Source organism: Bacillus cereus group sp. MYBK227-1, from assembly GCF_051916325.1.
Taxonomy (GTDB): Bacteria; Bacillota; Bacilli; order Bacillales; family Bacillaceae_G; genus Bacillus_A; species Bacillus_A cereus.
Genome location: NZ_JBQAGK010000006.1, coordinates 176,842 through 194,784 on the forward strand (window position 1 = coordinate 176,842; position 17,943 = coordinate 194,784).

Consider the following 17,943-nt stretch of genomic DNA (forward strand, 5'->3'; position numbering starts at 1 on the left):
GAGTCAACCAGAATGTTTGCTATTTATACTTCAGTTTTTAAACGCGAGCGATGTTTGTTTGCTCATAACAAGCTTGCAATGATTCTTCAATTATTGTTAAACCTTCTTCAAGTTGCTCATCTGTAATAACTAAAGGCATTAACACACGGATAACATTTCCATATGTCCCTGCTGATAATAACAGTAACCCACGCTTATTTGCTTCTGCACATAGATTAGCCGTTAACGTTTTGTCAGGTGCTTTCGTCTTACGATCTTGAACGACCTCAAATGCACACATTGCGCCTAACCCACGCACATCACCGATGCAATGATATTTATTTTTCATCTCTTCGAATCGGTTCATTACGACTTTTCCTAATTCTATCGCTCTATCATTTAATTTCTCATTTTCTATTACATCGAGAACAGCTAATGCAGCCGCACATCCTAATGGACTTCCTGCATACGTTCCACCAAGTTCACCTGGTGCAGACTCATTCATAATTTCTTTACGTCCAATGACACCACTTATCGGTACACCAGCACCTAATGATTTAGACACTGTAATTAAATCTGGAACGACATCATAGTGATCAATTGCAAAATATTTTCCTGTACGACTAAAGCCTGTTTGTATTTCATCCGCTACAAATAAGATGCCGTTCTCTGAACAAATGCGGCGTACTTCTTGAACAAATTTCTTACTTGGGACGATAAATCCACCTTCCCCTTGAACAGGTTCCATTACAACAGCTGCAATTGTTTCTGGTGCTACTTCCGATATGAAGAAGTTCTTAAACTCTTCAATAATAAAATCATCATACTGCTCTTCCGTTAATCCCTCTGGGCGACGGTATTCGTATGGAAATGGCGCTTTATATACTTCTGGAGCAAAGGGACCAAACCCAAATTTATATGGCTTCACTTTACTTGTCATCGTCATTGTCATTAATGTACGCCCGTGGAAACCTTTAGAAAATGCGATAATACCAGGTCTCTTCGTATATTTACGAGCGATTTTCACCGCGTTCTCAACTGCTTCTGCACCACTATTTAAAAACAGGACTTGCTTATCGAAACTTCCTGGTGCCAATGCCGCAAGCTTTTCTGCTAATTCAATATATGGCTCATACATCATAACGTTAAATCCAGTATGAATGTATTGATCGACTTGTTTATGGAGCGCTTCTTTAACCGTTGGATGACAATGCCCTACGTTAATTGTCCCGATTGCTCCTGCAAAATCAATGTACTGATTGCCATCAACATCTGTTACAAGAGCACCATTTGCAGATTGTACAAACGTTGGGATGCCGTTACTTACTCCTTTTGGTACTATATTTTGACGGCGTTCCAATAAAGATGCCGCTTTCGGTCCTGGAATTTGTTCATTTACTTTAGCAAATTTTTTTGTATTCATTGCGTACCCCATCCTTTTCTTTACATTGTTTTCTCTTCTTATTGCAAAATATATGCCAACTTTCTTTTCTAGCATTTATCCTATATTCTTTGTATCCAGGCATAAAAAATAAGTCTATAAAGACTCATTAAGAGTCTTTATAGACTTATTTTCCTTACACATTAGACTTTTCTTTCTCCCAGAAAAACTCACCCGATTGAGAAATAAACTCTCCAACAGAATCTAACACTAAATCAGCAAGTGGTTCTAATGTTGGACGGTCTCCCGTACCAGATAGCACCCCAATTGCATAGCAATCGCCATTTTTAGCTAAATGTAAATCAGTTGGCGTATCTCCAACAACCGCAACCTCACATGATTCTAAATTAAATTTCTCACAAAACACTTCTATAATCTTTTTATCTGGTTTTTGCGCAAGGAATGTATCCGAGGCTATAATATAATCAAAAAAGTTCTCCAACTTATATTGTTTTAAAAATAATTCTGTTGGTGCGAAATCATCCGCCGTGACAACCCCTAATATAAATCCTTTATCTTTTAATGCCTGTAACACTTTCGGTAAATCCGCTGTCATTTTCATATGCGAACGATGCTCATACATAAGGGAAAATAACTTCTCACTTATCCACTGATGCATCTCTTCTTCTCTAGCAGACTCAATATAATTACAAAGCCCCTTCGCTACATCAAGGCTTGTTCCAGCAGCTATTGCACTCCTCGGATTAACAAATGCTCCCTCTACACCAATCTCTTCTAATAAGGTCTGCCCTATTGTACTTGGTAAATGATATAAACTTATACATTCAGCTACAAGTTCTTCAGCTACTTTTATCCAAATTGAATGAAAATCCATTAATGTCCCATCTTTATCAAATAGTATTGCTTTTACCTTCTCCATAGCATCCTACCTCTCGTTTCTTATCTCCTCCAGTGTATCAATAAAATATGGATGTAAAATAAAAGAATTGTAAAAATACCATAAAAATCAAACTAACTCCCAATTTACAATTCATTTTAACAAAGTAAAAAAGGATGCCTTTACAGGGCATCCTCTTGATGTTCAGGAACAAATAGTTCTAAACAATGATATATATTTTCGAATTCCATCGGTGCATCTCCACCATACTCACCATCTAAATTAATCATTAGTTTATCTGGTGAATGTACTTTAATGCGGTTCGCTTGTGTATATAACACTTTTGGATTATTAATATGTTCACCACGTTGTGCTTGTGTTGCTGCTTTAATTAAATCAGCGATAGAACCTTTTTTCAGTACTAATAGGTCAAATAACCCATCGTTAATAGATGCATACGGTGCTACCTTTTCAAATCCACCTACTGAACGAGTATTCGTAATTAAAAACATCGTAATTTCTTCTTGTAGTAACTTTCCATCATACTCAATTTCAACATATGTCGGATGCAATGATGGTAACATCTCGATACCTTTTAGGTAATAAGCAAGCTGCCCTAATACTGTCTTTAACTTACTCGGTACTTCGTATGTTAATTCTGTAATACGACCGCCACCAGCGATGTTAATAAAATATGTATCGTTCGCTCTACCAAGGTCTAATGGCACTGTTTTTCCTTCGCAAATAATATCTGCTGCCTCTTCAATAGAACGAGGTACACCAATTGCACGTGCAAAGTCATTTGTCGTTCCAACTGGAATAATTCCAAATTTCGGACGGAATTCATGCCCAACTAAACCGTTTACTACTTCATTTAACGTACCGTCGCCACCAGCCGCAATAACAACATCAAACTTACGATCCGCAGCTTGCCTCGCCGCCACAGTAGCGTCTCCAGGACCCGTTGTCGCATGACAAGATGTCTCATAGCCAGCTTGTTCTAATTTTTGTAATACTTCTGGTAAGCTCTTCTTAAATAGCTCACGCCCAGAAGTAGGATTATAAATAATTCTTGCTCGCTTCATCATTTATTAGCACAGGAAATTTCTTTATGTATCGAAAAAGAACATACTGAACTTCTATTCAGTATTCCCATGCCTACCTCCTCTCATCTTGCTATCCTTCTTTTATCCCGCTCAAACAGGCAGTAAGAACCCGATTCGTGTAGTCCATCAAAAGTAAATATTCATTTCAATGGTTTTTTATTTGACCCCAAAATTTATCCCGCTATTTGCGGGCAGTAAATGCCCGATTGGTGAGGGCTAATAATCAGTGTTGGATGAACCTCCCACTGATTAAAGTTTCACTTTATTTCTATCCATTCTTCCATAAAAATTTACATATAACGAATAATAACTATCTATTATTTCATGAGATGAAAAAAACCTCTATGTTTAGATTTATCATTATTCCCACCTTTTTGCAACTATCATACCATAGTTGCTATACAAACATTTTTCCACTTTTGACAGTTAATCAAACGTTTGTTTAAACGATTTTGTCTCATTTAAACAAACGTTTGATTAACCTAGAAAAACACCCATGTACGGGTGTTTTTCTGCTTAATCTTTAAAAGTTACTACTATTATCGCTTATTAATCTCTTCAAGTAAGATTTTGTTAACAAGCGGTGGATTTGCTTGTCCTTTTGTAGCTTTCATAATTTGACCAACTAAGAAGCCAATTGCACGGTCTTTACCGTTTTTAAAGTCTTCGATAGATTGCTCATTATTATCAAGAATTTCTGTTACAACTTTACGAAGTGTACCCTCGTCAGAAATTTGAACAAGACCTTTCGCTTTAACGATTTCTTCTGGGTCTCCACCTTTTTCAATTAATTCATTAAATACTTTCTTCGCGATTTTAGAAGAAATTGTACCTTTTTCAATTAATTGAACCATTTTAGATAAACCAGCAGGCGTTAATGCAACGTCTTTTAATTCTTTTTGTTGTTTGTTTAAGTATGCAAGTACTTCACCCATTAACCAGTTCGATGTTAATTTCGCATCAGCACCGTCTGCAACAGTTGCTTCAAAGAAATCAGACATCTCTTTCGTTAATGTTAACACGTGTGCATCATAAGCTGGTAAGCCTAGTTCTGCAACGTAGCGAGCTTTACGTGCATCTGGAAGTTCTGGAATAGAAGCTCGAACTGCTTCTTTCCACTCATCATCAATGTAAAGTTCAACTAAGTCTGGCTCCGGGAAGTAACGGTAATCGTCAGATCCTTCTTTCACACGCATTAAGATTGTTTTCTTCGTTGCTTCATCATAACGACGTGTTTCTTGTTGGATGATACCACCAGATAACAGTTCTTTTTCTTGGCGCACTTGCTCGTGCTCAAGACCTTTTTGTACGTAAGTGAATGAGTTTAAGTTTTTCAGTTCCGCTTTTGTACCGAACTTCTCTTGTCCAACTGGACGAAGAGAAATGTTCGCATCACAACGTAAGGAACCTTCTTCCATCTTACAATCAGATACACCAGTGTATTGAATGATTGATTTTAACTTCTCTAAGTATGCATATGCTTCTTCTGGCGTACGCATATCTGGCTCAGATACGATCTCGATTAAAGGCATACCTTGACGGTTGTAGTCTACTAATGAACCATCAGCTGTATGCGTTGATTTACCAGCATCTTCTTCTAAATGAAGACGTGTAATACCGATACGTTTCTTTTTACCGTCTACTTCGATTTCAATCCAACCATTTTCACCAATTGGCTTATCAAATTGAGAGATTTGGTAAGCTTTCGGGTTATCTGGATAGAAATAGTTTTTACGGTCAAACTTCGTTTCCGTTGCGATTTCACAGTTTAATGCCATTGCAGCTTTCATCGCAAAGTTAACTGCTTCTTTATTTAAAGTAGGAAGTACCCCTGGGTATCCTAAGTCAATTACACTTGTTTGTGTATTTGGCTCCGCTCCGAATTCTGTTGGACTCGCAGAGAAAATTTTCGAATTTGTTTTTAACTCAACGTGAACCTCTAAACCAATAATTGTTTCTAAATTCATCTATGCTCGCCTCCTTACAGACTTGCTTTTTTTGTATGATAGTCTGTTGCTTGCTCAAACGCATGTGCAACGCGGTAAATTGTCGCTTCATCGAAGTGTTTACCAATGATTTGTAGACCAAGTGGCATGTTGTTAGCACCGAATCCACATGGAACTGAAATCGCTGGAACACCCGCTAAGTTTACTGGGATTGTTAAAATGTCATTTGCATACATTGTCATTGGATCGTCAACTTTTTCTCCCACTTTAAATGCCGGAGTTGGTGTTGTTGGTCCAATAATAACATCATAGTTAGCAAATACATTTTCAAAGTCGTTCTTAATTAATGTACGTACTTGTTGTGCTTTTTTGTAATATGCATCATAGTAACCAGAGCTAAGAGCAAATGTACCAAGCATAATACGACGTTTAACTTCATCACCGAAACCTTCACTACGTGTGTTTTTGTAAAGATCTAATAAGTTATTTACATTATCAGAACGAACACCGTAACGCACGCCATCAAAGCGTGAAAGGTTAGCAGATGCTTCAGAAGAAGATAGTAAGTAATACGTTGCTAGAGCGTATTTAGAGTGTGGAAGAGATACTTCCTCCCAAGTTGCGCCCATACCTTCTAATACTTTTAAAGCAGCTAGTACTGACTCACGAGCTTCTTCGCCAACACCTTCGCCTAAGTATTCTTTCGGTACAGCAATGCGTAAACCTTTAACATCGCCTGTTAAACCAGCTAAATAGTTTCCAACTTCAACGTTTGCAGAAGTTGCATCCATGCGGTCAATACCTGAAATAGCTTGTAATAAGTATGCATTGTCTTCTACTGTACGTGTAATCGGTCCGATTTGGTCAAGTGAAGATGCGAATGCTACTAATCCGTAACGAGATACGCGTCCGTAAGTTGGTTTTAAACCTACAACACCGCAATATGCAGCTGGCTGACGGATAGAACCACCCGTATCAGAACCTAGAGAGAATAGTACTTCTCCTGCTGCTACAGCTGCTGCAGAACCACCACTAGATCCGCCTGGAACGTAATCTAAGTTCCATGGGTTTTTCGTAGCGTAGAATCCTGAGTTTTCATTTGAAGAACCCATTGCGAACTCGTCCATGTTTAATTTACCGATTGTAATTGTGTCAGCAGCTTTTAGCTTTTGCACAACTGTCGCATCATAAATTGGATCGAAGTTTGCTAATATTTTGCTTGCACAAGTTGTACGAAGACCGTTAGTTACAATGTTATCTTTTACACCAATTGGCATACCGAATAATAAACCATTATCTTCAGCGCCGATTTTTGCATCTAATTCTTTCGCTTTTGCGCGTGCATTTTCTTCATCTAATGTAAGAAAGGCTTTTACGTTATCTTCAACATCCGCAATACGTTTGTAAGATTCTTCTACTAAATCCGTAACGGAAATTTCTTTGTTGTTTAACTTCTTATGTAACTCTGATACTGAATGATCAAATAATGACATCGAAATTCCCCTCCTCTATTCTAATACTGCTGGAACACGGATTTGATTATCTTTGTGATCCGGTGCATTTTTTAATACTTCTTCAACTGGTAAACCTTTTTCTGGTACATCTTCACGCATAACATTTTTCATAGTTAATACATGAGTTGTTGGTTTTACATCTGTTGTATCTAATTCATTTAACTGTTCTGCAAATGTAACAATTGCATCTAGTTGTTTTTGAAATTTTTCTGCTTCTTGATCAGTAATTGCAAGACGTGCTAAATGTGCTACGTGCTTTACATTCTCAACGGAAATTCTTGACACGGCTAGGCCACCTCCATAATATATCGTTCAATCTACAATACTATTGATGATACCAAATTTTCAGTACTTCAAGCAAGTCAACACAGAGTACTTACGCCATTTTTACATAAAAAAAGAAAGGCAAATGCCTTTCTTTACAATTTACTCTTTATCTAACGGTTTATTTTTTGGAAATCTCTCGTTATCTTCTTCATTATCACGAATTGTTTTTTGTAATACAAAACAAGACATCGTTAAAAATAATGTTCCAATTAAATAGTATCCTTTTACACTAAGCGTTTCATCTAACGTATAAATCCCAATTAGCATACCTGAAAGCGCACAAACAAATGAAGTCCATGCTAAAAATGTGAACGCTTGCGTATTACGTCTTCTCATCGTTCTCCCCCTCGTTAGCTGTATACCCATTATAGATAAGTATATTTACCATGATGGATTTTTATGTAAATTCTAGTTTTATATTTATAAATCTATCATAAAAGAATACTATTTTAAAGAAAGTTTTCTGTCTAATCTGAAAAAATAATTAAAATCATTGACAATTTTTTCTATTCTACATAAAATAAAAATAAATATTACGAACCTCGAAATATACGGGAGTGGAATTAATTGTTGCAATATGAACATTTTTTAGACTTACTGCTAGATAACGCCAAGAAACTTTTCTATCCTGAAGAATGGGTAAGCCTAGATTTAACACTTTCTAAAACAGAAGTATTTTGTTTACTTTGGATGGAACGAAATACAGATATTACAATGACGAAAATTGCTGACCTTCTTGATATACCGATGAGTACAACGACGGGCGTTGTAAATCGCCTTGTAAAAAAGGGATATATTGAGCGCTACCGTGATGAAAACGACCGACGTATTGTATTAATTCGGTTAACAGAAAACGGCGTAATGCTCGTTCAAGAAGTAAAACAAAATGCAGCCCACTACTTTAGCTTAGTGACAGAAGCATTGTCAGAAGAAGAAAAAGCATTCTTACTACAAATCTTCCAAAAGATTATGAATCACATTGCTACGTCACAGCAAAAAACAGAAGAAAAAGTTTCTACACCTAAAATGAAAAACATTCCGATTGAATAAAACCCTATCTGGGTTTTTATTCAATCATTTACTTCGACACTCGTAATATTCGATATTCGAAACAAAGGAGATATGAATGATGAGAATTATTTTGTATACAGGTAAAGGCGGCGTAGGAAAAACTAGCATTTCAGCAGCAACAGCAATTCAAAGCGCAAAACAAGGATTAAAAACTTTAGTCATGAGTACAGATCCCGCTCATAGTTTAGGAGATTCATTTGGTATAAAGCTATCTTCTGAGCCATTAGAAATTCGTGAAAATTTGTGGGCACAAGAAATTAATACGATTTATGAGATGGAAAAAGGATGGGGAAAATTACAGAAATATATTACACTACTCTTCACTTCCAAAGCAGCCGATGATATTACAACAGAAGAATTAACGATGTTTCCTGGTATGGAAGATTTAATTAGCTTACTTCGCGTACTCGATTATTATAAACAAAACACATATGATGTTATCATTATTGATTGTGCTCCAACAGGAGAAACATTAGCAATGCTAAGCTTTCCAGACATGCTCGGCTGGTGGATGGAAAAATTGTTTCCTATTAAAAGAAAAGTTTTAAAAGTCGTTCGTCCTGTAGCTCAACCACTCCTTGGTGTCCCTCTTCCAACCGATGATATTATGGACGAATTAACAAATACACTTGAACAGCTCGGAGAAATGAGAGATATTTTATCAAACCGAGAAGTAACAAGTATCCGCATCGTTGTAAATCCTGAAAAAATGGTCATTAAAGAAGCTCAGCGTAGCTTTACTTATTTAAATTTATACGATTATAACGTAGATGCCATTATGATTAATCGCGTCATCCCTAACACCGTCACCGATCCTTATTTTCAAGCATGGAAAGATACGCAAAAGAAATATAAAACATTAATTCAAAATAGTTTTGATCCACTTCCTATTTACGAAGCTCCAATGTTTGAACAAGAAGTTGTTGGTTTACCCATGTTAGAGCGTGTAGGAGATGCTTTATTTAAAACTGATCATTGTCCTACTGAAGTGAAATTTAACGGCCGCACACAATATGTAAGAAAAGATGGCGATGATTATATTTTCATTCTTTCTATTCCCTTCTCAAACAAAAGTGAACTTTCATTAAATCAAAAAGGTGATGAGCTAATTATTCGAGCTGGCTCTGTGAAACGAAATATTACATTGCCAAAAACGTTAACACACCTTTCTATTCAAGGGGCAAAATTTGAAGAAGATATACTAAACATTCGGTTTGGAGGTGTAGTGCATGCATGAGGAACTACTACGAAGGGTAATTCGTACAAAAGTAAAAGTCGGGATGCATATATTAGATGAGCTACCTAATCCAATCCAGCAATCAGCTAAGCAAATATTAAATATTTTGCAAGAGGAGCTAACTGCTTATCCGAAAGAACGAGATCATCATGAAGTTAATTTAAAAAATATCATAATTGAATAACTATCTCTGTATAGAGGGCCTTTTTTAGGCTTTCTATACTTTATTGGAGTGATGTAAGTTGATGAAAAAGCATTCCACTACTATACTCTGGATCATTCCCTTATCATTTTTCATTCATAACCTTGAAGAAGCTTTCCAAATGCCACAATATCTTGCTAATCAATTTTCAATCCGTCTTATAACTAGCCAACAATTTTTCATTGCCATTTCCGTATTAACAATCTTTGTATTACTTATCGTCTTTCTATATCAACTTAACTTCTTGTCTTCTATATGCTGGATTATTTTTATACAAGGGGCCATCTTCTTCAACTCTGTTCAACATATTATTTTGTTTTTCATTTATCGCTCCTATAACCCCGGCGTCATATCAGCATTTTTCATTACTCTCTTTTCTATTTTCTTTTTTTTATCCAAAAAACACTTAATTCATCAAAAGCAATTCGTAATTACACTCCTTTTCAGCTTATTTTCTTATCCCATTATAATTTGGATTACCTTACTGTTCGCTAGCTATTTTCATTCATAAAAAAAGACCAGGAAAACTCCTGGTCCATTACTCTACTTAACAAACATTGGATTCTACGTTATACAAAATTGGAAGGTACAGAATTAGGGTTTGTTTGTTAAGTTTATATGTTGAACGAACTAACAGCGGAGGGGTTCCTTCTGTTAGTCCATTAAACCCAATAATTATTTTACGATTTTTTCAAGCTCCTCAAGTGAAAGATCTACTGAAATTGAACCATCATTTGTTTCTTTCTTAATTGCATCTGTTACTTCTTTTGAATGGTATAATTCAATTACTTTTTTCAGTGTTGGATCATCTTTATCTTTCGTACGAGCTGCGAAAATATTAATATAAGGCTTCGCATTTTCATTCTTTGGATCTTCTAAGAAAATAGGATCCTTCGCTGGATCTAATCCAGCTTGACCAGCAACACCGTTATTAATAACTGATGCCGCTACATCTTTTAACACACGAGGTGTTTGCTGTGCGATAACCGGTGTAATTTTTAATTTCTTCGGATTTTCAGCAATACCACTTGGATCTCCAAATAGACCAAAATCCTTTTTCAGCTTTAATAATCCAGCTGCATCAAGAAGTTTTAATGCACGTGCTTGGTTCGTTGGATCGTTTGGAATTGCAATTTCTGAACCATCTGGGATTTCATTTGATTTCTTATATTTTTCAGAGTATAAACCCATTGGTGCAATTTGTGTTGTACCAACAGCTGTAATATCTAACTTATGTTCCTTTTTAAATTGCTCTAAGAACGCAATATGCTGGAATGAGTTTAGTTCAATATCTCCATCAGCTAACGCTTTATTTGGCGTTGTGTAATCGGAGAACTCCACCAGTTTAATCTTAATCCCTTCTTTTTCAGCTTTTTTCTTCAAAATTTCCCAAGCGTCTCCATCCGTTCCAGTTACACCGACGCGAACTACTTTTTCTTTCGCTCCTGCACCCGTGTCTCCACTTGAACAGCCGCTTAATGCTGAGACTCCTACAATCGCTGATAATGCAAATGCTAAAATTTTCTTCATTTTCTTTTCCTCTCTTCCTTTTTATGATCTGCGTAACAAGACTTTCGCAAAGTAATTCCCTAAATTTTGAGCTATCTGTACGAGAATAATAAGTAACACGACCGTTACGAACATAACTGATGTATCAAAACGTTGATAACCATATGTCATTGCTAAATCACCAAGACCGCCACCACCGACAAGCCCAGCAACTGCAGAAAATTCAATTAAACCAACTGTCATAAATGTGACACCTAAGATTAATGGTGCTAACGCTTCTGGTACAAGGATTTCAAAAACAATTCTAATTGGCGAGGCGCCCATTGCTTGCGCTGCTTCAATTACTCCTTTCGGAACGGAAACAAGGTTTGTTTCAACCATTCTAGCAATACCAATTGATGCGACTAAGGTCATCGGGAAAATTGCTGCTGCTGTTCCAATCGTCGTTCCGATAACACTTCTCGTTAGTGGACTTAACGCTACTAAAAAGATAATGAATGGTACCGGACGAATTGTATTAATTATGATGTTAAGAATAGAAAAGACCCATTTATTTTCTAAAAAGTTTCCTTTTCTCGTTACATATAAAAGTAAACCTAGCGGTATACCAAGAATTGTAGCAAATATAAGGGTTACAATTACCATTAAGAGGGTATCCCCCGTCGCATCTAGTATGCGCGGCCAAAATATACTCCAATCAACTCGCATGAGCTTCTACCTCCTTCAGCTGCACTTGCAGTCTTAGATGTTGTAATGCTTTTTGAATTTCCCTCTGCTCCCCTTGCAACTCTACAAGAAGATTTCCAAATAGCACATTTTGAAGTTCAATAATATTTCCGTACAGTACATTTACATCGACGTTATAGTTTTTTGCGATATATGATAGTACCGGCTGTCCTGTCTCCTCACCAGTAAATGTTAGACGATAAATTTGACCACCATTTTGAATTTTCGCTAGAACACTTTCCGGTAAATGATCATTAATGACAGAACGTACAAAGTTTTGAGTCGTCTTTGTTTTTGGTTGCGTGAAAACATCAAACAGTTTTCCTTCTTCAATAACTTTTCCCTTCTCCATTACAGCTACACGGTGACAAATTTCTTTCACAACATGCATTTCATGTGTAATAAGAAGAATTGTTAAATTGTATTCTCTATTTACTTTCTTTAATAAGTTTAGAATTTCTGTCGTTGTTTCTGGATCTAAGGCTGATGTTGCCTCATCACATATAAGAATATCTGGCGATGTCGCAAGTGCTCTAGCAATGCCCACACGTTGCTTTTGTCCACCTGATAGCTGCTCTGGGTAATAGTTTGCTTTATCTTCTAACCCTACAAACTTCAGCAGTTCATTTACTCTTTCTTTTATCTCATTCTTTGGTACTTTCGCTAACTTTAATGGATAAGCAATATTTCCAAATACTGTTCTTGAATTAAATAAATTAAAACTTTGAAAGATCATTCCGATTCTTTGTCTTAGTTTACGTAATTCTTTCGTCGATAATGATGTAATATCTTTATCATCTATTGAAATCGTTCCTGCCGTCGGTCTCTCTAACATATTTACTAGGCGTAATAACGTACTCTTTCCAGCGCCACTAAAACCGATAATGCCAAAAATTTCGCCTTTCTCAACTGATAATGTTACATCCTCTACCGCATGAACAGATTGCCCAGCTGATTCATACACTTTACTTACATTGTTAAAAGAAATCATTTTTTCCCCTCCTATATGCTGTAAAAACTTGAAGCAGAGCTTTCGAGGTAAAATAAAAAGTGCTCTCCTTCTTATCAACCATAAAGATAAGAAGGAGAGCACTTATATGTACTCATTCACATCTTCTCATCTTCCAAGCCTTTATATGGCTTGCTGGAGTTAGCACGGTATTAAAAAAACCCGTTGCTGAGGTATCGTAGGGCCAGTCCCTCCACCTCTCTGGATAAGAATGTATCGATTTAATTGTCGTTTAATTAATTCTCATTATAGAACTCAGAATAATAAGAGTCAATACATTTTTTAGAAAAATATTAATTATTCCTTTATTAAAATTTTCAGATGAAAATTCATGAGAAAATAGTAACTTTCAAGGTTATTTAAAATTCTTCTTCCTCATATTTTTAAACAGGAGAATCTTCTCTACGAATTGAATAAATTTATTTGAATATGAAACTCGGAGGAAGATAAATATATGAAAACAGCTCTTTTACTCATCGATATTCAAAACGATTATTTTCCAAATGGAAAGATGGAATTGCGTAATCCAGTAGAAGCAAGCGAATATGCTAATCAGTTATTACAACACTTTAGAACAAACAGCGAACCTATTTTTCATATCCAACACGTAGCTATAAAAGATGGCGCTACTTTTTTCCTACCTAATACAGAAGGTGTACATATTCACGAAAGCGTACGTCCACTTAGAGAAGAAACAGTTATAGTCAAACATTATCCAAATAGCTTCCGAGAAACTAATCTTCTAGAGCAATTAAAACGTTTAAATATTGAACATGTCGTTGTATGTGGGATGATGACTCATATGTGTATCGATGCTACAGTAAGGGCTGCATTCGATTTTGGCTTTCAATGTACCGTTATACATGATGCTTGTGCTACAAAAGACCTTTCTTTTAAGAACGCTACTATACCAGCTGTTTACATTCACAATACAATTTTAGCTAGTTTAAATGGTGTATATGCAAATGTAATAAGCACGCAAGAATTTTTAGCTACATAAAAAAACACTCCTTTCAGTGAGCAAAACCGAAAGGAGTGTTCCTTGTCGAACCATAGATTTTCTTTCAAATTGTATTATACAGGAAATTCTCAAAATGAATACTAAAAAATATGACTAATAAGTCAACTTTTCTCATCATTTTATTTCTGTTCGCATGTTTATCCCGCTATTAATAGGTTTTAGCTCATTCCCTTCGAACGATGGTAATATATAGGATTTCAATTTTAAAAGGAGCTCTTCACATTCTGTGAAGAGCTCCTCTACTATTTCTTATAAAGTTTCAGAAGTAGTTTTTGCTTGCATGTGAAGTGCTAAGTAATCAGGTCCACCAGCTTTAGAGTCTGTACCAGACATGTTAAAGCCACCAAATGGTTGGTAACCTACGATTGCACCAGTACATCCACGGTTGAAGTATAAGTTACCAACGTGGAAGTCTTCGCGTGCTTTTTCAATATGGTCACGGTTGTTAGTAATAACAGCACCTGTTAAACCGTATTCCGTATTATTTGCAATTGCAAGTGCATGATCGAAGTCTTTCGCTTTACAGAATGCTACTACTGGTCCGAAGATTTCTTCTTTCATTAAGCGAGCATCTTCTGCAACGTCAGCAACGATTGTTGGTTGGATGAACCAGCCTTTAGAATCGTCTCCTTCGCCACCTGCTAAGATTCTACCTTCTTCTTTACCAATTGCAACATAGCTCATTACTTTATCGAATGCAGCTTGGTCATTAACAGGACCCACGTTTGTACCTAATACTGCTGGGTTAGCAACTGTTAATTCTTTTGTTAATTCAACAGCACGATTTAATACATGATCATATACATCTTCATGGATTACTGCACGAGAACATGCAGAACATTTTTGTCCTGAGAATCCGAATGCTGATGCAACGATAGACTTAGCTGCTAATTCAAGATCTGCTTCTTTATCAACAACGATTGTATCTTTACCGCCCATTTCAGCGATAACGCGTTTTAACCAAATTTGTCCTGGGTTTACTTTCGCTGCACGCTCATAGATGCGGATACCTACATCACGAGATCCCGTGAAGCTTACGAAACGTGTACGAGGATGATCTACTAAGTAATCACCAACTTCAGAACCGTTACCTGGAACGAAGTTTACTACGCCAGCTGGTAAGCCAGCTTCTTCTAATACTTCCATAAATTTCGCTGCTACTACAGGAGTTGTACTAGCTGGTTTTAGTAATACTGTGTTACCAGAAACTAAAGCAGCTGTTGTCATACCTGCCATAATTGCGAATGGGAAGTTCCAAGGAGAAATGATAACACCTACTCCTAATGGAATGTAAGAGAAACGATTATATTCAATTGGACGGCTTTCTACTGGAATACCGTCTTTTAATTTTAACATTTGACGACCATAATATTCCATAAAATCGATTGCTTCTGCTGTATCAGCGTCTGCCTCATTCCATGGCTTACCTGCTTCTTTTACAAGAATAGCAGAGAATTCATGTTTTCTGCGACGAACGATTGCTGCAGCACGGAATAAAATGTCTGCACGCATTTCTGGCTTTGATTTTCTCCAAGTTTGGAATGTTTCATCCGCTACTTGCATTGCTTTTTCAGCTAACTCACGGCTTGCTTTTGAAACACGACCAACAAGTTCCTCTTTATTTGCAGGGTTTACAGAAACAATTTTGTCTTCTGTAGTGATTTTTTCTCCCCCAATAATTAATGGATAGTCTTGTCCAAGATAAGATTCTACTTTCTTTAAACCTTCTTCAAACGCTAATTTGTTAGCCTCCACTGAAAAATCTGTAAATGGCTCATGTTTGTATGCTACTACCATTTTTTTTAGCCTCCCCTTAGAAAAACGTTTACATTTTACAACATTATTCTACACGATAATTTAGATTTATTCAAATATTCCTAGACTTATATTTTAAAAATTAATAAATTTTTAAAATATAATAAAAAAAAGAGATTCATACATGCGTATGAATCTACAAAATATGAGTATATTCCAAAACATTTTTCCCGATCAATAATATAGTAACTAATAAAAATAAAGTCCTTACATATCCAACACCTTTTTGAACCGCAAACTTCGATCCAAAATAAGCACCTAAGATCATTGATAATCCCATGATAATACCGTATTCAAAATGAATTATATCTAAAAATAAAAAAGTAATTAAAGATACAATATTACTAACAAAGTTCAAAAGTTTTCCAGATGCTGCCGCTTGAATAAAATCCAAGCCAATTAATAAAAATGCAAAAATTAAAAACGATCCTGTCCCTGGTCCAAAAAATCCATCATAAAATCCTATCATTAAAATAGCAAAGAAAAATATTAATGTTTTTCTTTGCGTCATCTTCTTATAGGTAGACACACTTCCCCAATTCTTTTTTGCAATAATATAAATAGCAATAAATACCAACATTACAAGTACTAATGGGCGTAAAATATCCGGTGGAATAAATTTTACTACTAAAGCACCTGCAACAGCTCCAACAATAGTTAACGGGATTAACTTTCCTACAATTTTAAAATCAACTTTTCCTGATCGAATAAAATACATCGCACTCGTAAACGTCCCCATTGTTGCCGCTAATTTATTCGTTGCAATTGCCGAAGCTGGCGATAAGCCAACAAACATAAGCGCAGGAAGCGAAATTAACCCTCCTCCTCCAACAACGGAATCAATAAAAGCTGCTAAAAAACCGAATGCAATTAATAAAATAATGACTTGAAAACTTAATTCTTCCATGAGCTTTACCCCTTACCCCTATTTTTTACAACATTTTAAATTATAACAAAATTACATAAGAAAAAAAGCTGTTCCATAGAGGAACAGCCTTCATATTTAATCTAAAATCTTCACAAGTGGTTCATCTTGTTTTGCTTCACGTATAATAATAGCTTCTGGGCGTTCTACAGATTTAATCGTTACTTGTACTTTCATATAATTCGGGAAGTATTCCATAACAAGCCCTGCCACATATTGTGTAAAACCAACTATTTCAGCTTTTCCATTAAACTGGACAGGAATATCAAGCTTCATTTCTCTTAATTCATCATCTCTATACATACCAGTACCAATAACAGCTGTATAGTCGCCTTGGAAATAATCGCTTAGTTTTGCCTTAAAGTTGGATACTCTTGCAAGGTCTTCACGTTTATTATCTGTTTTCGCTTGCTCTGATGGGAACAAATAATATTTTTCATTAATTTGTTGCCAATCTTCAACCGTTTCACTACCTTTTTCAACATTCGCATAAGAAACAAAGTTACCTGGCACGAGCGAAGACTTTGGAGCTTGGCGATAAATCGCAAATGTTATTGGAATATTTTTGGTTTCAGGTTCTTTTTGATGTATGACTTTCAAAATTTCTTGCGCCATTTTTTTCCCTTCAGCTAACATCTTTTCATCCGGGATTGCAGCTTCACGTGGATAACCATGCTCTTCGTTAAAATATTGAACAGAATTCATTGCTAATCCAACTACCATACCAACGCGTTCCTCGCCGTTATCGCCTTTTTTCACATAATAATCATGCTCTAAAATATTTGAAATATATATTGGATTTTTTTTATTTTTCACTTCTAGTGATTCGGATCCTGTTCCTAATGCAGGGTTTAATCCTATATTAGGAAATTTAACTGCATCTTTTTTTAATTTGTCCTCTAGTTCCTTTTGTTCAGCATCTGTACGTTTTCTTTTAACAAGCATCTGTATAGTTTGAGTATCTAGAGCTTTTCCGCCTTTTAAAAAATTATCTTTCGTACTAAATGATTCTTTCGCAATTCGCATTAACCCTGTTTCAAATTCATCTATATCAAGACGACTATTTAACCCTTGCACCACTAAACCACGTGCATTTCCACCATCAAATGGAATAGTCGTCTTATAATATTCATCCGAAATAGCGTATTTTGGAACAACTGATTGTTCTTTTGCTTTCCCCGATTTCTCAGCCACTTTTTCATCTTTGTCGGCACCTGCACTACACCCACTTACAAGTAGGCCAAGGCTTAATACCGCTAATGCTATTTTTTTCATGG

The 17,943-nt window shown here is 36.0% G+C and carries 18 protein-coding genes and 1 riboswitch; of the genes, 5 read left to right on the top strand and 13 right to left on the bottom strand.

Annotation, left to right across the window (positions count from 1 at the left end; all coding sequences use genetic code 11):
• Window positions 1-37 precede the first annotated feature (37 nt).
• The 7 genes from gabT to ACTFRM_RS24175 all read right to left on the bottom strand — a co-directional run bounded on the left by gabT (window position 38) and on the right by ACTFRM_RS24175 (window position 7,487).
• Entirely contained in the window at window positions 38-1,402 is a 1,365-nt protein-coding gene (gabT, locus tag ACTFRM_RS24145; RefSeq protein ID WP_001093019.1) for a 4-aminobutyrate--2-oxoglutarate transaminase, read from the bottom strand.
• A gap of 154 nt (window positions 1,403-1,556) precedes the next feature.
• The gene (locus tag ACTFRM_RS24150; protein ID WP_000416663.1) at window positions 1,557-2,300 is read right to left on the bottom strand and encodes an HAD family hydrolase; all 744 of its coding nucleotides are present in this window, start codon (window positions 2,298-2,300) and stop codon (window positions 1,557-1,559) included.
• A gap of 140 nt (window positions 2,301-2,440) precedes the next feature.
• Complete coding sequence (locus ACTFRM_RS24155) at window positions 2,441-3,346, bottom strand: diacylglycerol kinase (protein ID WP_000977679.1); 906 nt, start codon at window positions 3,344-3,346, stop codon at window positions 2,441-2,443.
• 557 nt (window positions 3,347-3,903) lie between these two features.
• The gene (gene gatB / locus ACTFRM_RS24160; RefSeq protein WP_001047685.1) at window positions 3,904-5,331 is read right to left on the bottom strand and encodes an Asp-tRNA(Asn)/Glu-tRNA(Gln) amidotransferase subunit GatB; all 1,428 of its coding nucleotides are present in this window, start codon (window positions 5,329-5,331) and stop codon (window positions 3,904-3,906) included.
• Between the two features lie 14 nt (window positions 5,332-5,345).
• Window positions 5,346-6,803: an Asp-tRNA(Asn)/Glu-tRNA(Gln) amidotransferase subunit GatA gene (gene gatA / locus ACTFRM_RS24165; protein ID WP_000051433.1), complete on the bottom strand. Its 1,458-nt coding sequence runs from the start codon at window positions 6,801-6,803 to the stop codon at window positions 5,346-5,348.
• Window positions 6,804-6,818: 15 nt separating this feature from the next.
• Window positions 6,819-7,109, bottom strand: coding sequence for an Asp-tRNA(Asn)/Glu-tRNA(Gln) amidotransferase subunit GatC (gene gatC / locus ACTFRM_RS24170; RefSeq protein WP_000086999.1), 291 nt, complete (start codon window positions 7,107-7,109; stop codon window positions 6,819-6,821).
• A gap of 141 nt (window positions 7,110-7,250) precedes the next feature.
• A complete protein-coding gene (locus tag ACTFRM_RS24175) occupies window positions 7,251-7,487 on the bottom strand; it encodes a YiaA/YiaB family inner membrane protein (protein ID WP_001254393.1) in 237 nt (78 codons plus the stop codon).
• A gap of 231 nt (window positions 7,488-7,718) precedes the next feature.
• Between ACTFRM_RS24175 and ACTFRM_RS24180 the strand changes: the two genes are divergently transcribed.
• The 4 genes from ACTFRM_RS24180 to ACTFRM_RS24195 all read left to right on the top strand — a co-directional run bounded on the left by ACTFRM_RS24180 (window position 7,719) and on the right by ACTFRM_RS24195 (window position 10,172).
• Window positions 7,719-8,201, top strand: coding sequence for a MarR family winged helix-turn-helix transcriptional regulator (locus tag ACTFRM_RS24180; RefSeq protein ID WP_000942482.1), 483 nt, complete (start codon window positions 7,719-7,721; stop codon window positions 8,199-8,201).
• A 76-nt stretch (window positions 8,202-8,277) separates the two neighbouring features.
• On the top strand, window positions 8,278-9,459 hold the full coding sequence (locus tag ACTFRM_RS24185; protein ID WP_002182396.1) for an ArsA family ATPase: 1,182 nt from the start codon (window positions 8,278-8,280) through the stop codon (window positions 9,457-9,459).
• On the top strand, window positions 9,452-9,643 hold the full coding sequence (locus tag ACTFRM_RS24190) for a DUF3926 domain-containing protein (protein WP_000544103.1): 192 nt from the start codon (window positions 9,452-9,454) through the stop codon (window positions 9,641-9,643). The genes ACTFRM_RS24185 and ACTFRM_RS24190 overlap by 8 nt, the downstream gene beginning before the upstream one ends.
• Before the next feature lie 61 nt (window positions 9,644-9,704).
• Complete coding sequence (locus ACTFRM_RS24195; RefSeq protein WP_002204877.1) at window positions 9,705-10,172, top strand: HXXEE domain-containing protein; 468 nt, start codon at window positions 9,705-9,707, stop codon at window positions 10,170-10,172.
• Between the two features lie 164 nt (window positions 10,173-10,336).
• On the opposite strand, the gene ACTFRM_RS24200 is transcribed toward ACTFRM_RS24195, so the two are convergent.
• Genes ACTFRM_RS24200 through ACTFRM_RS24210 form a run of 3 tightly spaced genes read right to left on the bottom strand, consistent with a single transcriptional unit; the run spans window position 10,337 to window position 12,887 of the window.
• Complete coding sequence (locus ACTFRM_RS24200) at window positions 10,337-11,191, bottom strand: MetQ/NlpA family ABC transporter substrate-binding protein (protein ID WP_000721599.1); 855 nt, start codon at window positions 11,189-11,191, stop codon at window positions 10,337-10,339.
• A gap of 21 nt (window positions 11,192-11,212) precedes the next feature.
• Entirely contained in the window at window positions 11,213-11,878 is a 666-nt protein-coding gene (locus ACTFRM_RS24205; protein WP_001261865.1) for a methionine ABC transporter permease, read from the bottom strand.
• Window positions 11,868-12,887 carry a methionine ABC transporter ATP-binding protein gene (locus ACTFRM_RS24210; protein ID WP_000622969.1) on the bottom strand — a complete coding sequence of 340 codons (1,020 nt, stop codon included), beginning with the start codon at window positions 12,885-12,887 and terminating at the stop codon, window positions 11,868-11,870. Before ACTFRM_RS24210 ends, ACTFRM_RS24205 begins: the two co-directional genes overlap by 11 nt.
• A gap of 123 nt (window positions 12,888-13,010) precedes the next feature.
• Window positions 13,011-13,117, bottom strand: a riboswitch (SAM riboswitch).
• A 242-nt stretch (window positions 13,118-13,359) separates the two neighbouring features.
• Here ACTFRM_RS24210 and ACTFRM_RS24215 point away from each other — a divergent pair.
• Window positions 13,360-13,905, top strand: a complete 546-nt coding sequence (locus ACTFRM_RS24215; RefSeq protein ID WP_088362283.1) for a cysteine hydrolase family protein — start codon at window positions 13,360-13,362, stop codon at window positions 13,903-13,905.
• A gap of 270 nt (window positions 13,906-14,175) precedes the next feature.
• On the opposite strand, the gene pruA is transcribed toward ACTFRM_RS24215, so the two are convergent.
• The 3 genes from pruA to ACTFRM_RS24230 form a co-directional block, all read right to left on the bottom strand.
• Window positions 14,176-15,723, bottom strand: a complete 1,548-nt coding sequence (pruA, locus tag ACTFRM_RS24220) for an L-glutamate gamma-semialdehyde dehydrogenase (RefSeq protein ID WP_088362282.1) — start codon at window positions 15,721-15,723, stop codon at window positions 14,176-14,178.
• A gap of 154 nt (window positions 15,724-15,877) precedes the next feature.
• On the bottom strand, window positions 15,878-16,648 hold the full coding sequence (locus ACTFRM_RS24225) for a TSUP family transporter (protein WP_000391974.1): 771 nt from the start codon (window positions 16,646-16,648) through the stop codon (window positions 15,878-15,880).
• A 96-nt stretch (window positions 16,649-16,744) separates the two neighbouring features.
• Window positions 16,745-17,941, bottom strand: a complete 1,197-nt coding sequence (locus tag ACTFRM_RS24230; RefSeq protein ID WP_000717031.1) for a CamS family sex pheromone protein — start codon at window positions 17,939-17,941, stop codon at window positions 16,745-16,747.
• Between the last annotated feature and the right edge of the window lie 2 nt (window positions 17,942-17,943).

Coding starts and splice junctions, on each gene's coding strand:
- gabT (WP_001093019.1), bottom strand. CDS start 1,402: ATGAATACAAAAAAATTTGCTAAAGTAAATGAACAAATTCCAGGACCG.
- ACTFRM_RS24230 (WP_000717031.1), bottom strand. CDS start 17,941: ATGAAAAAAATAGCATTAGCGGTATTAAGCCTTGGCCTACTTGTAAGT.
- ACTFRM_RS24210 (WP_000622969.1), bottom strand. CDS start 12,887: ATGATTTCTTTTAACAATGTAAGTAAAGTGTATGAATCAGCTGGGCAA.
- ACTFRM_RS24205 (WP_001261865.1), bottom strand. CDS start 11,878: ATGCGAGTTGATTGGAGTATATTTTGGCCGCGCATACTAGATGCGACG.
- pruA (WP_088362282.1), bottom strand. CDS start 15,723: ATGGTAGTAGCATACAAACATGAGCCATTTACAGATTTTTCAGTGGAG.
- ACTFRM_RS24185 (WP_002182396.1), top strand. CDS start 8,278: ATGATGAGAATTATTTTGTATACAGGTAAAGGCGGCGTAGGAAAAACT.
- ACTFRM_RS24215 (WP_088362283.1), top strand. CDS start 13,360: ATGAAAACAGCTCTTTTACTCATCGATATTCAAAACGATTATTTTCCA.
- ACTFRM_RS24225 (WP_000391974.1), bottom strand. CDS start 16,648: ATGGAAGAATTAAGTTTTCAAGTCATTATTTTATTAATTGCATTCGGT.
- ACTFRM_RS24150 (WP_000416663.1), bottom strand. CDS start 2,300: ATGGAGAAGGTAAAAGCAATACTATTTGATAAAGATGGGACATTAATG.
- ACTFRM_RS24155 (WP_000977679.1), bottom strand. CDS start 3,346: ATGATGAAGCGAGCAAGAATTATTTATAATCCTACTTCTGGGCGTGAG.
- ACTFRM_RS24190 (WP_000544103.1), top strand. CDS start 9,452: ATGCATGAGGAACTACTACGAAGGGTAATTCGTACAAAAGTAAAAGTC.
- ACTFRM_RS24195 (WP_002204877.1), top strand. CDS start 9,705: ATGAAAAAGCATTCCACTACTATACTCTGGATCATTCCCTTATCATTT.
- gatA (WP_000051433.1), bottom strand. CDS start 6,803: ATGTCATTATTTGATCATTCAGTATCAGAGTTACATAAGAAGTTAAAC.
- ACTFRM_RS24200 (WP_000721599.1), bottom strand. CDS start 11,191: ATGAAGAAAATTTTAGCATTTGCATTATCAGCGATTGTAGGAGTCTCA.
- gatB (WP_001047685.1), bottom strand. CDS start 5,331: ATGAATTTAGAAACAATTATTGGTTTAGAGGTTCACGTTGAGTTAAAA.
- ACTFRM_RS24175 (WP_001254393.1), bottom strand. CDS start 7,487: ATGAGAAGACGTAATACGCAAGCGTTCACATTTTTAGCATGGACTTCA.